We start from the raw sequence: 19590 nt of genomic DNA, 5'->3' as shown, positions 1-19590 counted from the left end.
AGTCGGACTTTTGTGCTGTTTGTAGAGATGATTTTTAATGTTTTTGCTCATTTTTGTATTCTAAAATCGATTTTTAATCCATAAAAAAAAAGCAGGATATAGATCCTGCTTTTTCTTCTTGTTTGTTATTTTAATTATTTTCCTGGTTTAAGTAAAAAGACGCTTTTGTACTTTTTTCTAATATCGGCTAAATTCTTTTCTGCTTCTATTCTTGTTTTAAAATTTCCAACAATTACCTTGTAATTCGGGGTGTTGAAGATTATTGTGCCGTCTATGTTTGTGTATTCTCGTTTAAAGTCAGAAAGTGTCTTTTTTGCTTCGTCGCTCTTACCGCTGAAAATTTGAATTCTATAAGAATCATTTGTACTTATTGCTGTGTTAAATTTGCGTTTTTCGTTCAATAACTGCTCGAATTTAGGATCTTGATTCAGTGTTAAATTTTGACTTTGAGCATCAATATTATATGCTAATGTGAACATTGTTAATGTTAAGAAAACGTTTTTTGTCGAGGTTAAAATTCTCATAATGTGATGGTTTTTATGCAAAAATACTATTTAAAGTTTGTATGTAAAATTTTAATATTATTTAGAATTGATATAAATTGATATTTAAGACTATTTTAAGGTTTTGAGAATAGTTCATAAGTCGTATTTTTGTGCAAGTTTTAAAAGAAGGTATTAATTTTAGTCTGATTTATTACAGAAAAAATCATACCAAAAATTAGTAGATAATTATTATACTATATGAAAAAGGTGGGTAACCATAATTCGATCTCAAGAAAATTATTACTTAGTTTATCGCTAACGTTAATTTTCTCCCTAACTTCATTTGCTCAAGATCCTGCTGCTGCTCCTGCGGCGACTGAAGCTGCTGCTGCGCCCGCTGCAACATCAGGTGGTGATCCGGTAAAAGGGAAAGAACTTTTTAATGCAAATTGCGCTGCATGTCACAAATTAGATGCTAAATCAACTGGTCCTGCTTTAAGAGGTGTTGCCTCTAAGCACGATATGGCTTGGATTTACAAATGGGTACACAACAGTTCTGATATGATTAAATCAGGAGATCCTGTTGCTGTTAAACTTTTCGAGGAAAACAACAAGGCAGTAATGACTTCTTTTCCTCAATTATCTACAGGTGATATTGATAATATTATCGCTTATACTTCTGAAGTAAAAGCTGAACCAGCTGTTGCTGCAGGTGGATCTGCTGCTCCTCCGGGAACTCAAGTTGAAGGTGGTGGAATTTCTAACAATGTTATTTTAGGGGCTCTTGCTCTTGTAATGGCTATTTTAGTTGTTATGTTGTTCATGGTGAACAAAGTATTAACTAAAGTTGCTAGTAATAATGGAATTGTAGTTGCTCCAAAAGAAGGCAGAACTCCAATTTGGAAAGCTTTTGCTAAAAACCAATTTTTAGTATTAGTTACTTCTATATTCTTGCTTTTAGCTAGTGGGTATTTTGTATACGGATACTTGATGCAGGTTGGTGTTGATCAAAATTATGAGCCAATTCAGCCAATTCACTATTCTCACAAAATTCACGCTGGAGATAACGAGATCAATTGTAAATATTGTCACTCTGCTGCACGTGTAAGTAAAACTGCTGGTATTCCTTCTTTAAATGTTTGTATGAACTGTCATAAAAATATTTCTGAAGTTGCTGAAACTACAGCTACTGCTGAATACAGCAAAGCATTTTACGATGCTCAGATTCAAAAATTATACGATGCTGTTGGATGGGATAAGACTAAACAAGCTTATACTGGAAAAACACAGCCTGTAAAATGGGTTCGTATTCATAATCTTCCTGATTTTGTTTATTTCAATCACTCTCAACACGTTTCTGTTGCAGGAATTGAATGTCAAACTTGTCACGGTCCGGTACAAGAATTTGAAATCATGAAGCAATACTCTAAATTAACAATGGGATGGTGTGTTGATTGCCATAGAAAAACTGATGTTAAGATGGAAGGAAATGCATATTATGATAAAATTCATGCTGAACTTTCTAAAAAATACGGTGTAGAGAAATTAACTGCAGCGCAAATGGGAGGTTTAGAATGCGGTAAATGCCACTATTAATCGAATTATTAAGATTTTAATATTTATATACAATGTCATCAAACAAAAAATACTGGAAAAGTGTTGAAGAACTAGAAAATAGTTCTATTGTTGAGGCGCTTAGAAATAACGAATTTGTTGAAGAAATTCCTACTGATGAATTCTTGGGAAATGCAGATGCTTTAGCTACATCTGGAACTTCACGTCGTGACTTTTTAAAGTACGTAGGATTTAGTACTGCGGCAGTTACACTTGCTGCTTGTGAAGGTCCTGTGCACAAGTCTATCCCTTATGTATTACAACCAGAGCAAATCATTCCTGGTGTTGCAGATTATTACGCAACTACTGTTTTTGATGGTTTTGATTTTGCAAACCTTTTGGTAAAAACTCGTGAGGGTCGTCCAATTAAAATTGAGAACAATACTATTGCTGGAGCTAAATTTTCAGCCAATGCTAGAATTCATGCATCTATCTTAGGATTATACGATAGTACGCGTTTGAAAGAGCCTAAATTGGATGGAAAAAATAGCAGCTGGTCAGCAGTTGATTTAAAACTTAAATCAAGTTTAGCTGATGCAAAAGCTAAAGGAGGTCAAGTAGTATTGTTGACAAATACATTAGCAAGTCCATCTACTGAGAAATTAATAGGTGAGTTTATTGCTAAAAATCCAAATGCTAAACATGTTGTTTACGATGCGGTTTCTTCATCTGAAGCTTTAGATGCTTTTGAATCTGTTTACGGTCAAAGAGCTTTAGTTGATTACGATTTCTCAAAAGCTTCTTTAATTGTTTCTGTTGGAGCTGATTTCTTAGGAGACTGGCAAGGTGGAGGATATGATAGTGGATATGCACAAGGACGTATTCCTCAAAACGGAAAAATGTCTCGTCACTTTCAGTTTGAATCAAATATGACATTATCTGGAGCAGCTGCTGATAAGCGTGTTCCAATGACTTTAGCTGCTCAGAAGCAAGCTTTAGTTCAAATTTATAATATTATTGCAGGTGCTTCTGTTCCTGTGGCTTTAGAAGGAAATTTTAAAGCTGAAGTGGTAAAAGCTGCACAACAGCTTAAAGCTGCTGGTTCAAAAGGAGTTTTAGTATCTGGAATCGAAGATAAAAATGCTCAATTATTAGTTTTAGCTATCAATCAAATATTGGCTAGTGAAGCTTTTAATACTGCTGGAGCTAGACAAATTAGAAAAGGTTCTAATGCCGTAGTTGCACAGTTAATTAAAGATTTGAATGCAGGTAGTGTTCATACATTAATTATGAGTGGAGTTAATCCTGTTTACACTTTAGCTGATTCAGCTTCTTTTGTAGCTGGATTGAAAAAAGTTAAAACATCAGTTGCTTTTTCATTAAAAGAAGATGAAACTGCATCAATCGTTTCAATTGCTGCACCAGCTCCTCACTATTTAGAGTCTTGGGGAGATCTTGAGCTTACAAGCGGAACTTATAGCTTAACTCAGCCTACAATCCGTCCTATTTTTAATACAAAACAATTTCAAGATGTTTTATTATCAGTAAATGGTGTTGCAGGGACTTATTATGATTATTTAAAAGCGAATTCTGGAGCTTATACTGCAGGTGCTTCTTGGAATAAAGTATTACACGATGGTGTAGCCGTTCTTGGTGCTTCAGCATTGTCTGGAGGTGCTATTGACGCAGCTGCTGCTGCAAATGCTGTTTCAAGATCTAAATCTGCTGGTGATTTCGAATTAGTATTATATACTAAAACAGGATTAGGAGATGGACAACATGCCAACAACCCTTGGCTGCAAGAGTTTCCAGATCCAATTACAAGAGTTTCTTGGGATAACTATGTTACAGTTTCTAATGCGGATGCTAAAAAACTTGGTTTATCAAACGAAATTGTTGCAAACGGAGGTTTAAATGGTAGTTATGCTACTATTACCCTTGATGGAGTTAAATTAGAAAATGTTCCGGTTATTGTTCAGCCAGGTCAAGCAGTTGGTACTGTGGGTCTAGCTCTTGGATACGGACGTAAAGCAGCTCTAAAAGAAGAAATGCAAGTAGGTTTAAATGCTTACGCTTTATATAAAGGTTTCAATAATGTTCAATCAGTATCTATTGTTAAAGCTGGTGGTGTTCATGAGTTCGCTTGTGTTCAGGGTCAGAAAACTTTAATGGGTAGAGGAGATATTATTAAAGAAACTACTTTAGAAATATTCAATACTAAAGATGCAGAACACTGGAATGAAAAACCAATGGTATCTTTAGACCACCAAGAAGTTGAGGCTACTACTGTAGATCTTTGGGAATCATTTGATCGTACAACTGGTCATCACTTCAATCTTTCAATTGACTTAAATGCTTGTACCGGATGTGGAGCTTGTGTTATTGCTTGTCACGCTGAAAACAATGTTCCAGTTGTTGGTAAAGCAGAGGTAAGAAGAAGCCGTGATATGCACTGGCTGCGTATTGACAGATATTACTCTTCTGAAAGTACTTTTGAAGGTGATAACGAAAGAAAAGAAGGAATTGCTGGTCTATCTAGTTCATTATCTACATTTAATGAAATGGAAAAACCTGGAGACAACCCACAAGTGGCATTCCAGCCTGTAATGTGTCAGCACTGTAACCACGCACCTTGTGAAACAGTTTGTCCAGTTGCAGCTACTTCTCACGGTCGTGAAGGTCAAAACCATATGGCTTACAACAGATGTGTTGGTACTCGTTATTGTGCAAACAACTGTCCATATAAAGTACGTCGTTTTAACTGGTTCTTATACAACAAAAACAGCGAGTTCGATTATCATATGAACGATGATTTAGGCCGTATGGTATTAAATCCTGACGTTAACGTTCGTTCTCGTGGTGTTATGGAGAAATGTTCTATGTGTATCCAAATGACACAAGCTACTAAATTAAAAGCTAAAAACGAAGGCCGTCCAGTTAGAGATGGTGAATTCCAAACAGCTTGTTCAAGTGCTTGTTCTTCAGGAGCGATGATATTTGGTGATGTAAATGATAAAGAAAGTAAAGTTGCTAAATTAGCGGCTGACGAAAGATCATACCACTTATTAGAGCATGTAGGTACAAAACCTAATGTGGTTTACCATGTTAAAGTTAGAAATACTTAGTAAAATTATTAATTAAGAAACAATATAAAGGATTATGTCGTCTCACTACGAAGCACCCATTAGAAAACCTTTAGTTATAGGTGATAAATCATATCATGATGTAACTGTAGATGTGGCAGCGCCTGTTGAAGGACCTGCAAATAAACAATGGTGGATTGTATTTTCAATCGCATTAATAGCCTTCCTTTGGGGGTTAGGTTGTATTATTTACACCGTATCTACCGGAATTGGAACATGGGGATTAAATAAAACAGTTGGTTGGGCTTGGGATATTACTAACTTCGTTTGGTGGGTTGGTATTGGTCACGCTGGAACTTTGATTTCTGCAGTACTATTACTTTTCCGTCAACGTTGGAGAATGGCTATTAACCGTTCTGCAGAAGCAATGACTATTTTCTCAGTAGTTCAAGCAGGTTTATTTCCAATTATTCACATGGGACGTCCATGGTTAGCATACTGGGTTTTACCTATTCCAAATCAATTTGGATCTTTATGGGTAAACTTTAACTCACCATTGCTTTGGGACGTATTCGCAATCTCAACGTATCTTTCGGTATCATTAGTTTTCTGGTGGACTGGTTTATTACCTGACTTTGCAATGCTGCGTGATAGAGCTATAACTCCATTTAACAAAAGAGTTTATTCTATCCTAAGTTTTGGATGGAGCGGAAGAGCTAAAGACTGGCAGCGTTTTGAAGAAGTATCTTTGGTATTAGCTGGTTTAGCTACACCTCTTGTACTTTCTGTACACACGATTGTATCTATGGACTTTGCTACTTCTGTAATCCCAGGATGGCATACAACAATTTTCCCTCCATACTTCGTTGCTGGAGCGGTATTCTCAGGATTTGCAATGGTAAACACATTGTTGATCGTTATGAGAAAAGTTTCTAACCTTGAAGCATACATCACATTACAACATATCGAATTAATGAACATCATTATCATGATTACAGGTTCGATCGTAGGTGTGGCTTACATCACTGAGTTATTCGTGGCTTGGTATTCAGGTGTAGAGTATGAGCAATATGCATTCTTAAACAGAGCTACTGGACCTTACTGGTGGGCATATTGGTCGATGATGACATGTAACGTGTTCTCTCCTCAATTCATGTGGTTCAAAAAATTAAGAACAAGTATCATGTTCTCATTCATCATCTCGATTGTTGTAAACATCGGTATGTGGTTTGAAAGATTCGTAATTATTGTTACTTCTTTACATAGAGATTATCTTCCATCTTCTTGGACAATGTTCTCACCAACATTTGTTGATATTGGAATTTTCATTGGAACAATTGGTTTCTTCTTTGTATTGTTTTTATTATACTCTAGAACATTCCCTGTAATTGCACAGGCAGAGGTTAAAACAATTCTAAAAGGAACAGGAGATAATTACATTAGAGAAAGAGCAAAAAATAAAGATTCACATCATGAGTAATAAAGTAATATACGCCATTTATAATGACGATGATATTTTGATGGATGCAGTAAAGAAAACCAGAGCTGCTCATCATCATATTGAAGAGGTTTTTACTCCATTCCCAGTTCACGGATTGGATAAAGCCATGGGTTTAGCACCAACAAGATTAGCAATTTGTGCTTTCCTATATGGATGTGTTGGTATTTCTGTTGCAACAACAATGATGAGTTATATTATGATTCATGACTGGCCGCAGGATATTGGTGGAAAACCAAGTTTTAGTTTCATTCAAAATATGCCATCTTTTGTGCCAATTATGTTTGAGATGACTGTATTTTTCGCTGCTCACTTAATGGTAATTACTTTTTATATGAGAAGTAGATTATGGCCATTTAAGCAAGCTGAGAATCCTGATGTAAGAACAACAGACGACCATTTCTTAATGGAAGTTGCTGTAAACGATAACGAAGCAGAACTTGTTTCTTTTTTCGAAGGTACAGGAGCTGTTGAAGTTAAAGTAATTGAAAAGAATTAATTGTAGCTATGAAAAGGATATATAAAATAACACTTTTAGTTGGTATAACTATTTTAGTTTCATCTTGCCACAATAATTCGGCACCAAACTATCAGTATTTCCCTAATATGTATGAGTCTTTGGCATATGAGCCATATTCAGAGGCAAAAGTATTTAAGGGAGGAAAAGAAGGACAGCTTCCTGTAGAAGGAACTATTAATAGAGGTTTTGAGCCTTATGAATACGAAAACTCAACTGCAGGTTATGAATTGGCAAAAGCGAATTCAAAATCTCCTTTGACTGAAGAAGACAGAAATTCTGGAAAAGGTAAAGAGCTTTTCGAAATTTACTGTATCAGCTGCCATGGTGCAACTGGTAATGGTAAAGGTAAATTGGTGGAAAGAGAAAAATTTCTTGGAGTACCTAGCTATAAAGACAGAGAAATCACTGAAGGAAGTATCTTTCACGTAGAAACTTATGGTTTAAATGCAATGGGTTCACATGCAAATCAATTAAGTGCCCACGAACGTTGGTTAGTTGCTGACTATGTTCTAAAACTAAAAAGCCAATTATAATTGTTGAACAAACTGATCGTAATAGATATGTATACATTTTCAAGTAAATTAAAAACTTTTTCTATCATCCTAATGGTTCTTGGCCTATTAGGAATTGGGTATGGTTTTTTAAGTGCACCTAAAGATATTCAAGAAGTTGAAAAAATACTAGCTGCAGATGCTCATGGTTCTCATGGTACTGCACATGGGGAATCTGCAGAGGCTTCTCATAAAGATGCAGGACATCACGAAGCTGCTGAAGCTTCACACGAAGAACACAAAGGAGGGGAGCATGCAAAAGTTGGTGCTGCTGATGAGCATGAAGAACATTTAACTCATGTGTTGCACCAATTACAAAACAAGCCTTGGTCTGCACTATATGTTGCTTGTATTTTCTTTTTGCTTCTTTCTATGGGAGTATTAGCTTTCTACGCTATTCAACAAGTTGCTCAGGCAGGTTGGTCTCCGGTTTTATTTAGAGTTATGCAGGGTATCACAGCGTATTTACCTGCTGGTTCTATCATCTTCTTCATAATCTTAGTTTTATGCGGATTACATTTCAACCATATTTTTGTATGGTTAGGAGAAGGAGTTACTGATCCTAAAAGCCCAAACTACGATGCAATTATTGCTGGTAAATCTGGTTATTTAAACTTTCCTTTTTGGATCGTTAGAGCTGGTATCTTTTTACTAGGATGGAACTTGTATCGTCACTATTCAAGAAAAAATTGTTTAGCTCAAGACGAAGCTAATGATGATCTATACTACAAAAAGAACTTCAAATTATCTGCTGGATTCTTAGTTTTCTTTATTGTTTCAGAATCTATTATGTCTTGGGACTGGATTATGTCATTTGACCCACACTGGTTCAGTACTTTGTTCGGATGGTATGTATTTGCTTCTTTCTTTGTAAGCGGAATCACTGCTATCGCATTAGTAACAATTTACTTGAAATCTAAAGGATATTTAGAGTATGTAAATACAAGCCACATTCATGATTTAGCTAAATTCATGTTTGGTATCAGTGTTTTCTGGACTTATTTATGGTTCTCTCAATTCATGTTAATCTGGTATGCTAACATTCCAGAGGAGGTAACATATTTTGTAACAAGAATTCAATTATATAACCTTCCTTTCTTTGGTGCGGTTGTTATGAACTTTGTTTTCCCATTATTAATATTAATCAATACTGACTTTAAACGTCTTAGCTGGGTTATTGTTATGGCTGGTGTTGTGATATTATTAGGTCATTATGTTGATTTCTTTAATATGATTATGCCTGGTACAGTTGGAGACAAATGGTTTATCGGAGTTCCTGAAATTGCATCGATTCTTTTCTTCTTAGGTTTATTTATATTTGTTGTATTTACTGCATTAACTAAATCTCCTTTGCTTGCAAAAAGAAATCCTTTCATTGAAGAAAGTAAACATTTTCATTATTAATATTTAAAGAAGTAAACAGATGACAAGTTTGTTGGTAATTATAGTTTTAGTTTTATTAGCAGTTGCGCTATGGCAATTGACCAAGATATTTGATCTTACTCAAGTAGGATCTTCTTCGGACGATTCTCAAGTTGCATCGGATAATGATAATAACATTCAAGGATATGTTATGTTTGGCTTCTTGGCATTCATATATATATTTACTATTTATGGTTTACTAAAATGGGGTGGTTTAGCACTTCATACTCCAGCTTCTGAGCACGGACTTTTAGTAGATAATTTAATGAATATTACTTGGGTTTTAATTTTTGTAGTTCAATTTATTACTCAAGGTTTACTATATTGGTTTTCTTTCAAAAATAGAGGACATAAAGATAAAAAAGCATTATTCTTTGCAGATAGTAATAAATTAGAAGCAATTTGGAGTATTATTCCATCTGTAGTTCTAGCTTGTTTAATTCTTTATGGATTATACGCTTGGAATAACATTATGTTTGTTGACAAAGATGAAGACGTAATCGAAATCGAATTATACGCTCAGCAATTTAAATGGACTGCAAGATATGCAGGACAAGATAATGTTTTAGGAAAAGCTAACGTACGTTTAATCGAAGGAGTAAATACATTAGGAGTTGATATGTCAGATCCTAACTCTCAAGATGATATTGTAGTTTCTGAATTGCATATTCCTAAAGGTAAAAAAGTACATTTCAAAATGCGTTCTCAAGACGTTTTACACTCAGCTTACATGCCTCATTTTAGAGCGCAGATGAACTGTGTTCCTGGAATGGTTACTGAATTTGCTTTTGTTCCAACTTACACTACTGCTGAATACAGAGAATTGCCATTTATGGTTGAAAAAGTAGCTCATATCAACAAACTTAGAGCTGAAAAAAGCGTTGAGTTAGTTGCTAAAGGAGGAACAGCTTTAGATCCTTATACATTTGATTATTTATTATTATGTAATAAAATCTGTGGAGCTTCTCACTATAACATGCAAATGAAAGTTGTTGTGGATACTCCGGAAGAATATAAAAAATGGTTAAGCGAAAAAACTACTTTAGCTCAGGATATTAAAGCGGCAGCTGCTGCTCAAAAACCAGCTGAAGGAGTTGAAGGTGCTGCAGATACTACTGCTAAAATTACAGATACAGTAAAAGCGGTTGTTGATACTGTAAAAGCAGCTGTAGCTAAAGTAGCTATGAAATAATATTATTAAGAAAATTTAAAGTACACATATATGTCAGCAGAAGCGCACGGTCACGATCACGGACACGATCACGAGCACGAACATCATCATAAAGACACGTTCATTACTAAATATATTTTTAGTATTGATCACAAAATGATTGCTAAACAATACTTGATTACTGGTATTGTTATGGGAGTAATTGGTATTGCAATGTCCTTGCTTTTCAGAATGCAATTAGCGTGGCCAGAAGAGTCTTTTAAAATATTCAACGTTTTATTAGGAGATAAATTTGCACCTGATGGTGTAATGGCAAATGATATTTATCTAGCTTTAGTAACAATTCACGGTACCATCATGGTATTCTTTGTACTGACAGCTGGTTTGAGTGGTACTTTTAGTAACTTACTTATTCCACTTCAAATTGGAGCAAGAGATATGGCTTCTGGATTTATGAACATGATTTCATACTGGTTGTTTTTCTTATCTGCTGTAGTAATGTTATCTTCATTATTTGTTGAGGCTGGACCAGCTTCTGCAGGTTGGACAATTTACCCTCCATTAAGTGCTTTACCACAAGCGATCCCTGGATCTGGAACTGGTATGACTTTATGGTTAGTTTCAATGGCTATCTTTATTGCATCTTCTTTAATGGGATCATTAAACTACATTGTAACTGTTATTAACTTAAGAACAAAAGGAATGTCTATGACTAGACTTCCACTTACAATCTGGACATTTTTCGTAACAGCTATTATTGGTGTTATTTCATTCCCAGTATTATTATCAGCAGCTTTATTATTGATTTTTGATAGAAGTTTTGGTACTTCATTCTTCTTATCTGATATCTATATTGCAGGAGAGGTTTTACACTACCAAGGAGGTTCTCCAGTATTGTTCGAGCACTTATTCTGGTTCTTAGGTCACCCTGAGGTTTACATCGTAATCTTACCAGCGATGGGTCTTGTTTCTGAAATTATGGCTACGAACTCTCGTAAACCAATCTTCGGATACAGAGCGATGATTATGTCAGTTCTTGCAATTGCATTCTTATCAACTATTGTATGGGGTCACCACATGTTTATCTCGGGTATGAATCCTTTCTTAGGATCTGTATTTACCTTTACAACTTTATTAATTGCAATTCCATCTGCTGTAAAAGCGTTCAACTGGATTACAACTTTATGGAAAGGTAACTTACAATTTAACCCTGCAATGTTATTTTCTATCGGAATGGTTTCTACTTTCATCACTGGAGGTTTAACAGGAATCATTTTAGGAGATAGTACTTTAGATATTAACGTTCACGATACATACTTCGTAATTGCTCACTTTCACTTAGTAATGGGTATCTCTGCACTTTACGGAATGTTTGCTGGTATTTACCACTGGTTCCCTAAAATGTACGGAAGAATGTTAAACAAAAACTTAGGTTATATTCACTTCTGGATTACAGCAGTTTGTGCTTATGGAGTTTTCTTCCCAATGCACTTTATCGGATTAGCTGGTTTACCAAGACGTTACTATACAAATACTAACTTCCCATTATTTGATGATTTACAAAATGTGAATGTTTTAATTACGACATTTGCACTTGTAGGAGGAGCTTTCCAATTAGTATTCTTATACAACTTCTTTAGCAGTATTTTCTACGGTAAAAAAGCAGTTCAAAACCCTTGGAGATCTACAACATTAGAGTGGACTACACCAGTTGAACATATTCACGGAAACTGGCCAGGTGAAATTCCTCACGTATACCGTTGGCCGTATGACTACAGTAACCCAAATCACGATGTAGATTTTGTACCTCAAAATGTACCAATGAAAGAAGGTGAAGAAGTTTTACACCACTAAAAATATCAAAAGACTGTCAGAAATGACAGTCTTTTTTGTTTAGTTAAATTTTCAAACGATCATTTACTATTTTACAAAACTAATTAGTTTCTATATCTTTGTAGGATGAATGAAAATCTAGATCCTACTACAAAAGGATATAACCCAGAAGAATTAGATCTTGAAAAAAGATTGCGTCCGCTGTCATTTGATGATTTTGCCGGTCAGGACCAGGTTTTAGAAAACTTAAAAGTTTTTGTTGCCGCCGCAAATCAGCGTGGCGAAGCACTTGATCATGCTTTGTTTCATGGGCCTCCCGGGCTTGGTAAAACTACTTTGGCCAATATTCTGGCAAATGAATTGGAAGTAGGAATCAAAATTACTTCGGGTCCTGTTTTGGACAAACCAGGAGATTTAGCAGGACTACTGACTAATCTGGATGAAAGAGATGTTTTGTTTATAGATGAGATTCATCGTTTGAGTCCTATTGTCGAAGAATATTTATATTCGGCAATGGAAGATTTCAAAATTGATATCATGATTGAATCTGGGCCTAATGCAAGAACTGTTCAGATCAATTTAAATCCGTTTACCTTAATTGGTGCGACTACCCGTTCTGGATTATTGACAGCTCCAATGAGAGCTCGTTTTGGAATTTCATCTCGTTTACAATATTATTCGACAGAGCTTTTAACTACTATTGTAGAAAGAAGTGCCGGTATATTAAAAATGCCAATTGACCTTGAAGCGGCAATTGAAATTGCAGGACGAAGCCGAGGGACACCTCGTATTGCCAATGCATTATTGAGAAGAGTTCGTGACTTTGCACAAATTAAAGGTAACGGAACCATAGATCTTGAAATTGCCAGATATGCTCTAAAAGCATTAAATGTAGATGCACATGGGCTTGATGAAATGGATAATAAAATATTATTAACCATTATCAATAAATTTAAAGGAGGCCCGGTTGGACTTTCGACTTTGGCTACAGCCGTATCAGAAAGCAGTGAAACTATTGAAGAAGTTTATGAGCCTTTCCTGATTCAGGAAGGATTTATTATGCGTACACCACGCGGACGTGAAGTTACAGACAAAGCATATAAGCATCTAGGGAAATTAAACACCAATATTCAGGGAGGTTTATTCTAATCGTTATGTCTAATAATGTAAAATACAATTACCCTAATAAATTATCAATACTCAGATTTTTTAAAGATGCCGAAGGCGTTCGTAGAAATCCGATTCCTTTTCATAGAAGGTATTTTGAGAAATTCGGTGATTCTTTTTCTATTAAAATTGGTTTCTCAAAGTATATAATCTTGTCAAGGGATAATGAAATTGCACAATATATTTTAGTTAAAAACCAGAAGAATTATAATAAGTCTAAATTTCAATCCGTATATCTTTCTAAATATTTAGGCAAAGGACTTTTAACCAGTGACGGCGATTTTTGGCTGAAACAAAGACGTCTTATTCAACCTGCTTTTCATAAGCAGAAGATGAATCAGCTGGTTGATAATATGAACAACACCATTAGTGCGGAATTAGATAATCTAGTTGAGGACAAAGCCATTAATGTTTTCCCGATAATGAGTAATCTGGCATTTAATGTTGTGGCGAAATCTTTATTTCAGCTTTCCAGTGCCGAAGATAAATTTCATCGCATTAAATTTATTATAGAAGAAGTTCAGAATTTTTTAATTAAAGAAATCAGATTGCCGCATAAAGCCTGGTGGTTTTCATTAAGCGGTCAGGTAAAGAAACATCTTAGTCTGGCTGAAGAAAATAATAGAATTATTCAGGAAATTATTGAAGAACGAAAAACTTCAAAAGAAGAAATAAACGATTTATTAAACATGCTTTTGGAAACCAGATATGAAGATACTGGTGAGAGTATGTCTATTGAACAATTGATAGATGAAATCAAAGTTTTGTTTATCGCAGGACACGAAACAACTGCAAATGCTTTAACTTTTACGCTTCATCTTTTAGGAAGTAATCCTGAAGTACAGCAAAAAGTATTGGATGAGATCACCGAAATAGAATCGCAAACGAAGAACATAATAGAACAGCTTCAAAAAATGACATACACCAATGCCGTTTTGAACGAATCTATGCGTTTATATCCGCCTGCCTGGATTACCGACAGACAAAATGTGGAGGATGATACTTTGGCTCAATTCAAAATTAAAAAAGATACTTTGATTGGAGTTTCTTTTTATGAATTGCATCGAAATCCTAAATATTGGAATAATCCGGATGAATTTATTCCCGAAAGATTTCTTGGTGAACAAAGAAAAGAGTCCATGCAATATTTCTATCCATTTGGTGCCGGACCCAGAATGTGTATCGGGACTGGATTTGCCATTTATGAAATGTGCTTAACGATATCTCAAATTGTAAAAAAATATGTCATTAAGTCGAATAATGATGTAATTCAATTTAATCCGCTGATTACTTTAAAACCTGTTAACGTCGAAGTTTCATTTTCTAAAAGATGAGCATCAATTCAAAAGAAATATATTCAAAATTTATAAAAGAAGAAGCCAAAAGATTAGGGTTTATTTCTTGCGGAATATCTAAAGCGGGTTTTCTAGAGCAAGAAGCACCCCGACTTGAAAAATGGCTGAACAACAATCATAATGGCCAAATGGCTTATATGGAAAACCACTTTGATAAACGCCTGGATCCAACTTTATTGGTTGACGATGCCAAAAGCGTGGTCTCTCTTTTATTGAATTATTTTCCATCTGAATCTCAAAATGAAGAAGCCTACAAAATCTCAAAATATGCTTATGGACAGGATTATCATTTTGTTATAAAAGAAAAATTAAAAGAATTTCTTCATTCAATCCAAGAGAATATAGGCGAAGTTTCTGGCCGTGCATTTGTAGATTCGGCCCCAGTTTTAGACAAAGCATGGGCAGCTAAAAGCGGTTTGGGCTGGATAGGAAAAAACAGCAACTTAATAACCCAAAAAGTAGGGTCTTTTTACTTTATTGCAGAACTTATTCTCGATTTAGATCTCGAATACGATCATGCAGTAACAGATCATTGCGGTTCTTGTACTGCATGTATCGACGCTTGCCCTACTCAGGCAATTCTTGCGCCTTATATTGTAGATGGCAGTAAATGTATTTCTTATTACACAATCGAACTCAAAGAGAATATCCCTAATGATATGAAAGGAAAATTTGATGAGTGGATGTTTGGTTGTGATACTTGTCAGGATGTATGCCCTTGGAATCGATTTTCTAAACCGCATTCAGAACCTCTTTTTAACCCAAATCCTGATTTACTTTCTTTCTCTAAAAAGGATTGGACCGAAATTACGGAAGAAACCTTTCGAGTTGTGTTTAAGAATTCTCCTATCAAAAGAACCAAATTTGATGGACTTAAACGTAACATTAAATTTCTGGAATAAGCCAGAGTTAAATTGTATTTTCTACTACATTTTACTTTTTATTTTTGTTTAGTAAAATCGAATTTATATGACTGGTTTTCAGTTGTTTGATTCTTTTTTCTTCGCTTTTAATGAATTGTTAATTGTAGGATAATAGTGATTTTTTATTGCTTAATTAACATTAAACTGATTTTTATTTAAAAAATTAAGAAATTTCCGTTGTTTCATTGTTAAATTATCATCTTTATTGACTTGTTAAAGTTAACTTAATTTTACTAAAAGTGTATTTCAACGTTTTTCCAAGTAGTTTGTCGAGTAATGTAGCTAGTATTGAGGTGTTTATATATTTTCGCTGCTCCAAAACTACTAATTTAACCGAGAGGCACTTGTGTCTTGAACCAAAACATTATGGTCCAAACGCTACATTATTATTTTTCTGATGCTGCAAAAACTTTTTTCAGCTATCTAAAATCTATCCATTCATTTTTCTCGTATCTCGTTTATAATCTGAAAACCGATTTAAGGAATTCAGCTAAAATTTCTATTACTCAAATTAATACCGGGTTTGTATATGCGTAACTTTACTTTTAATGGATTTAAGTCTTTTAAATCAGCTTTTCTTATTTCATTTTTTATTCTAATCAGCTATAGCGCTTCAGCTCAATTTTATACAAAACACTATATAGCACCAGCTCCTTGGCAATACTTTAGTAAAGCTAATGAAATTGTTATAGCAACAAATTCTGTAGCTCCGGTTACAATTGAAATATTTAAAAGTGATGGGACTTTAATAACCAATTCCCTAACGGCTAAAAAAGGAACTCCGGCAGTTTACAGGTTTGCTGGGTTTCCAAGAGATGCGCCAGCGTATAAATTAAGTACGGTTTTAAATGGAGCAGGATTAATAGTTACGGGAAGTAAGCCTATATCAATAAACTTAAGAAATGTTGCTTCTGATGCTTTGGGTAGCGATGGAAGTGATAAGGATATTAAAGGAAATGCAGCTTTAACAAGCTTTGGTGATGCAGGAATTGGAATTAGATACCGAATTGGATACTACAGAGATGGGTCTTTAGGTAATTTTGGTGATTTAGGTGATCAACGCCCGATTTATAGTATTATGGCTATTACAGATAATACATCTGTAAAATTAGACAATGTTGTAACGGTAACGCTAAAGGCTGGCCAAAGTTATTTATTTACAGCGCCAATTGGAACTTTGGTAGAATCTTCAAATCCGAGTGTTATGAATACATCGGCTGCGATCGATACGCCAGATGGCTGTGGAGATGGAGCATTTAATCAAATTCCGCCCGAATCAGTTCTTGGAACAGAATACTTTCTTGAAAGAGGAACTGGAAATAATACTGCCGAACAAACTACTGTTGTTGCTACTAAAGATGATACTAATTTGACAGTTGAAAGCTATTCAACTACAGGAACATTAGTAGGAATAAAAACGGTAAAATTAGCGCAGGCAGGAAAATTTTATACTTTTATAAATGGTGTTAAAGATGTAAGTTTCACGGCCTCTCATATTATTGCCGATAAAAGAGTTGCAGTATATTCTGGAACTGCGCAAAAATGTGAGGTTGATATTTCGACAATTGCACCAGTATCTGAATGTGGAGGATCTAAATTTATAGAGACAGCTAAGTTTAGAAATTATGGAACGGGTACATTAGATTATTTTGGATATATTCTTTTAAGAAGCCAAACAGAAGTAGTAAATGTAAATGGAAATAATATTGCAAATGTATCTGGTGTATCACCACGTTATCAAATTGGTACAACAGGCTGGTATTTAATTAATTTTAATAGTAAACAAATTGGAAGTCCTGATTTTCTTACTATAGAAAGTGAGGCTAAATTAACAGTTTCTATCGTACAGCAAGATGGTGGTTTCTCTATGGCAGGATTTTTCTCGAATTTTGCAGTTCAGCCGGAAGAACCAACTTTTACATATATTTCAGGAGGAGGCTGCTCAAATAATTCAGCGTTATTAAAAACTGAACCAGGGCTTTCTCCTTATCAATGGTATTTAAATGGTGTGGCAATTGCAGGAGCAAATTCAGATACTTATACCGCTGTTAAAACAGGTGCATATTCAGTTGCTTCAACTTTAACCTGTGGCGCTCAAACACAATCTAAACCCGTTTCGGTTACTTTATGTACTGATTTAGGAGTTACAAAAACAGTAGATAATCCGAAACCATGTGTGGGTTCTAATGTAGAGTTTACTGTTAAGTTGAGTAATCTAGGGGTAAATAATGCCACGGGAGTTTCGATAAATGATTTACTTCCAACAGGATATGCTTTCGTTAGTTCAACACAATCAACCGGAAGTTACAATTCTGGAACAGGTGTTTGGAGTATTGGAGATGTAAATGGAGGAGCTGTAGAAACGTTAAAAATTATTGCAAAAGTTAATGCATCTGGAGTTTATACAAACGAAGCATCATTGCCTGCTTCAACAGTAGATAGTAATTCAGCTAATAACAAAGCTAGTGTTTCCACTACACCAAATCCATTACCAACTGCTTCGATAACAGGAACATTAACGGCTTGTTTGACGACTACTTTAACCGCGGTAACAAATGCTGCCTCACCAGCGTATGTTTGGTATAAAAATAATCTTGTAATTTCTGGTCAAACCGCTTCTACTTTAGTTGTAAATTCTGATGGTGATTACAAAGTAAAAGTCACAAATTCTTCAACAGGATGTGAAACAACTTCTGCCGCTTCAACAGTAAAAGTTAGTGATACTGATAAACCGGTAAAACCTGTTTTAGCAGATATTACTGCGCAGTGTTCAGTAACTGTAACAGCTCCAACCACAACAGATAATTGTGCCGGAACAGTGACAGGTACAACAACAAATCCATTGACTTATACTGCTCAAGGTACTTACAATATCACATGGAGTTTTAATGATGGAAACGGAAATGTTGAAACAGCAATACAAAAAGTAATCATTAACGATACTCAAAAACCGACAATTACTTGTCCGGCAACAGTTGTAGTTTCTGCTGATGCAAATTCATGTACAGCAAGTGGAGTAGCTTTAGGAACTCCGACAACATCAGATAATTGCACAGGAACAATAACGGTAACAAATAATGCGCCGTCAGTTTTCCCAATCGGAAATACAACGGTGACCTGGACAGCAAAAGATGCTGCAGGAAATACACAGACTTGTACTCAGACTGTAACGGTAAACGATACTCAAAAACCAACAATCACTTGTCCTGCAACAGTTGTAGTTTCTGCGGATGCTAATTCATGTACTGCATCAGGTGTTGCTTTAGGAACTCCGACAACATCAGACAATTGCACCGGAACAATAACGGTAACAAACAACGCACCGTCAGTTTTCCCAATCGGAAATACGACTGTAACCTGGACAGCAAAAGATGCTGCAGGAAACACACAGACTTGTACTCAGACTGTAACGGTAAACGATACTCAAAAACCAACAATTACCTGCCCTGCAACAGTTGTAGTTTCTGCGGATGCAAATTCATGTACAGCAAGCGGTGTAGTTTTAGGAACGCCGACAACATCAGACAATTGTACAGGAACAATAACAATAACAAATAATGCGCCGTCAGTTTTCCCAATCGGAAATACAACGGTGACTTGGACAGCAAAAGACGCTGCAGGAAACACACAGACTTGTACTCAGACTGTAACAGTAAATGATACTCAAAAACCAACAATCACTTGTCCGGCAGCTATAGTAGTTTCTGCTGATGCAAATTCATGTACAGCAAGCGGAGTAGCTTTAGGAACGCCGACAACATCGGATAATTGCACCGGAACAATAACGGTAACAAACAACGCACCGTCAGTTTTCCCAATCGGAAATACGACTGTGACCTGGACAGCAAAAGATGCTGCAGGAAATATACAAACCTGCACTCAAACTGTAACGGTAAACGATACTCAAAAACCAACAATTACTTGTCCTGCAACAGTTGTAGTTTCTGCGGATGCAAATTCATGTACAGCAAGCGGAGTAGCTTTAGGAACGCCGACAACATCGGATAATTGCACCGGAACAATAACGG

The 19590-nt window shown here is 35.4% G+C and carries 13 protein-coding genes; 12 read left to right on the top strand and 1 reads right to left on the bottom strand.

Annotation, left to right across the window (positions count from 1 at the left end; translation table 11 throughout):
- Positions 1 to 134 precede the first annotated feature (134 nt).
- On the bottom strand, positions 135 to 524 hold the full coding sequence (locus AC1RRQ_RS05395) for an SPOR domain-containing protein (protein WP_493022001.1): 390 nt from the start codon (positions 522 to 524) through the stop codon (positions 135 to 137).
- Positions 525 to 743: 219 nt separating this feature from the next.
- On the opposite strand from AC1RRQ_RS05395, the gene AC1RRQ_RS05390 reads away from it, so the two are divergent.
- From AC1RRQ_RS05390 to AC1RRQ_RS05335, 12 genes are all read left to right on the top strand, one after another.
- Positions 744 to 2081 carry a cytochrome c3 family protein gene (locus tag AC1RRQ_RS05390; RefSeq protein ID WP_493022000.1) on the top strand — a complete coding sequence of 446 codons (1338 nt, stop codon included), beginning with the start codon at positions 744 to 746 and terminating at the stop codon, positions 2079 to 2081.
- Positions 2082 to 2113: 32 nt separating this feature from the next.
- A complete protein-coding gene (locus AC1RRQ_RS05385; RefSeq protein WP_493021999.1) occupies positions 2114 to 5164 on the top strand; it encodes a TAT-variant-translocated molybdopterin oxidoreductase in 3051 nt (1016 codons plus the stop codon).
- Positions 5165 to 5198: 34 nt separating this feature from the next.
- The gene (nrfD, locus tag AC1RRQ_RS05380; protein ID WP_089052709.1) at positions 5199 to 6602 is read left to right on the top strand and encodes an NrfD/PsrC family molybdoenzyme membrane anchor subunit; all 1404 of its coding nucleotides are present in this window, start codon (positions 5199 to 5201) and stop codon (positions 6600 to 6602) included.
- The gene (locus AC1RRQ_RS05375) at positions 6595 to 7119 is read left to right on the top strand and encodes a DUF3341 domain-containing protein (protein ID WP_025572651.1); all 525 of its coding nucleotides are present in this window, start codon (positions 6595 to 6597) and stop codon (positions 7117 to 7119) included. The genes nrfD and AC1RRQ_RS05375 overlap by 8 nt, the downstream gene beginning before the upstream one ends.
- An 8-nt stretch (positions 7120 to 7127) precedes the next feature.
- A complete protein-coding gene (locus AC1RRQ_RS05370) occupies positions 7128 to 7673 on the top strand; it encodes a c-type cytochrome (protein WP_493021998.1) in 546 nt (181 codons plus the stop codon).
- A gap of 27 nt (positions 7674 to 7700) precedes the next feature.
- The gene (locus tag AC1RRQ_RS05365) at positions 7701 to 9095 is read left to right on the top strand and encodes a quinol:cytochrome C oxidoreductase (RefSeq protein WP_493021997.1); all 1395 of its coding nucleotides are present in this window, start codon (positions 7701 to 7703) and stop codon (positions 9093 to 9095) included.
- A 19-nt stretch (positions 9096 to 9114) separates the two neighbouring features.
- Positions 9115 to 10305 (top strand): cytochrome c oxidase subunit II, encoded by a 1191-nt coding sequence (locus AC1RRQ_RS05360; protein WP_493021996.1) that lies wholly within the window; start codon positions 9115 to 9117, stop codon positions 10303 to 10305.
- Between the two features lie 30 nt (positions 10306 to 10335).
- Positions 10336 to 12138: a cytochrome c oxidase subunit I gene (locus AC1RRQ_RS05355; RefSeq protein WP_493021995.1), complete on the top strand. Its 1803-nt coding sequence runs from the start codon at positions 10336 to 10338 to the stop codon at positions 12136 to 12138.
- Positions 12139 to 12243: 105 nt separating this feature from the next.
- Positions 12244 to 13266, top strand: coding sequence for a Holliday junction branch migration DNA helicase RuvB (ruvB, locus tag AC1RRQ_RS05350; protein ID WP_493021994.1), 1023 nt, complete (start codon positions 12244 to 12246; stop codon positions 13264 to 13266).
- Positions 13267 to 13271: 5 nt separating this feature from the next.
- The gene (locus AC1RRQ_RS05345) at positions 13272 to 14618 is read left to right on the top strand and encodes a cytochrome P450 (protein ID WP_493021993.1); all 1347 of its coding nucleotides are present in this window, start codon (positions 13272 to 13274) and stop codon (positions 14616 to 14618) included.
- A complete protein-coding gene (queG, locus tag AC1RRQ_RS05340) occupies positions 14615 to 15541 on the top strand; it encodes a tRNA epoxyqueuosine(34) reductase QueG (protein WP_493021992.1) in 927 nt (308 codons plus the stop codon). The genes AC1RRQ_RS05345 and queG overlap by 4 nt, the downstream gene beginning before the upstream one ends.
- 550 nt (positions 15542 to 16091) lie before the next feature.
- A partial coding sequence (locus AC1RRQ_RS05335) for an HYR domain-containing protein (RefSeq protein ID WP_493021991.1) occupies positions 16092 to 19590 on the top strand: 3499 nt, incomplete at its 3' end.

This window comes from Flavobacterium sp. GW821-FHT12A05, from assembly GCF_058807735.1.
The sequence above is the reverse complement of the archived record's forward strand: the minus strand, read 5'-3'. Positions and strand labels throughout refer to the sequence as shown.

What these genes read in the sequence shown, in the direction of transcription:
- AC1RRQ_RS05395 (WP_493022001.1), bottom strand. Translation starts at nt 524, where the DNA reads ATGAGAATTTTAACCTCGACAAAAAACGTTTTCTTAACATTAACAATG.
- AC1RRQ_RS05390 (WP_493022000.1), top strand. Translation starts at nt 744, where the DNA reads ATGAAAAAGGTGGGTAACCATAATTCGATCTCAAGAAAATTATTACTT.
- AC1RRQ_RS05385 (WP_493021999.1), top strand. Translation starts at nt 2,114, where the DNA reads ATGTCATCAAACAAAAAATACTGGAAAAGTGTTGAAGAACTAGAAAAT.
- nrfD (WP_089052709.1), top strand. Translation starts at nt 5,199, where the DNA reads ATGTCGTCTCACTACGAAGCACCCATTAGAAAACCTTTAGTTATAGGT.
- AC1RRQ_RS05375 (WP_025572651.1), top strand. Translation starts at nt 6,595, where the DNA reads ATGAGTAATAAAGTAATATACGCCATTTATAATGACGATGATATTTTG.
- AC1RRQ_RS05370 (WP_493021998.1), top strand. Translation starts at nt 7,128, where the DNA reads ATGAAAAGGATATATAAAATAACACTTTTAGTTGGTATAACTATTTTA.
- AC1RRQ_RS05365 (WP_493021997.1), top strand. Translation starts at nt 7,701, where the DNA reads ATGTATACATTTTCAAGTAAATTAAAAACTTTTTCTATCATCCTAATG.
- AC1RRQ_RS05360 (WP_493021996.1), top strand. Translation starts at nt 9,115, where the DNA reads ATGACAAGTTTGTTGGTAATTATAGTTTTAGTTTTATTAGCAGTTGCG.
- AC1RRQ_RS05355 (WP_493021995.1), top strand. Translation starts at nt 10,336, where the DNA reads ATGTCAGCAGAAGCGCACGGTCACGATCACGGACACGATCACGAGCAC.
- ruvB (WP_493021994.1), top strand. Translation starts at nt 12,244, where the DNA reads ATGAATGAAAATCTAGATCCTACTACAAAAGGATATAACCCAGAAGAA.
- AC1RRQ_RS05345 (WP_493021993.1), top strand. Translation starts at nt 13,272, where the DNA reads ATGTCTAATAATGTAAAATACAATTACCCTAATAAATTATCAATACTC.
- queG (WP_493021992.1), top strand. Translation starts at nt 14,615, where the DNA reads ATGAGCATCAATTCAAAAGAAATATATTCAAAATTTATAAAAGAAGAA.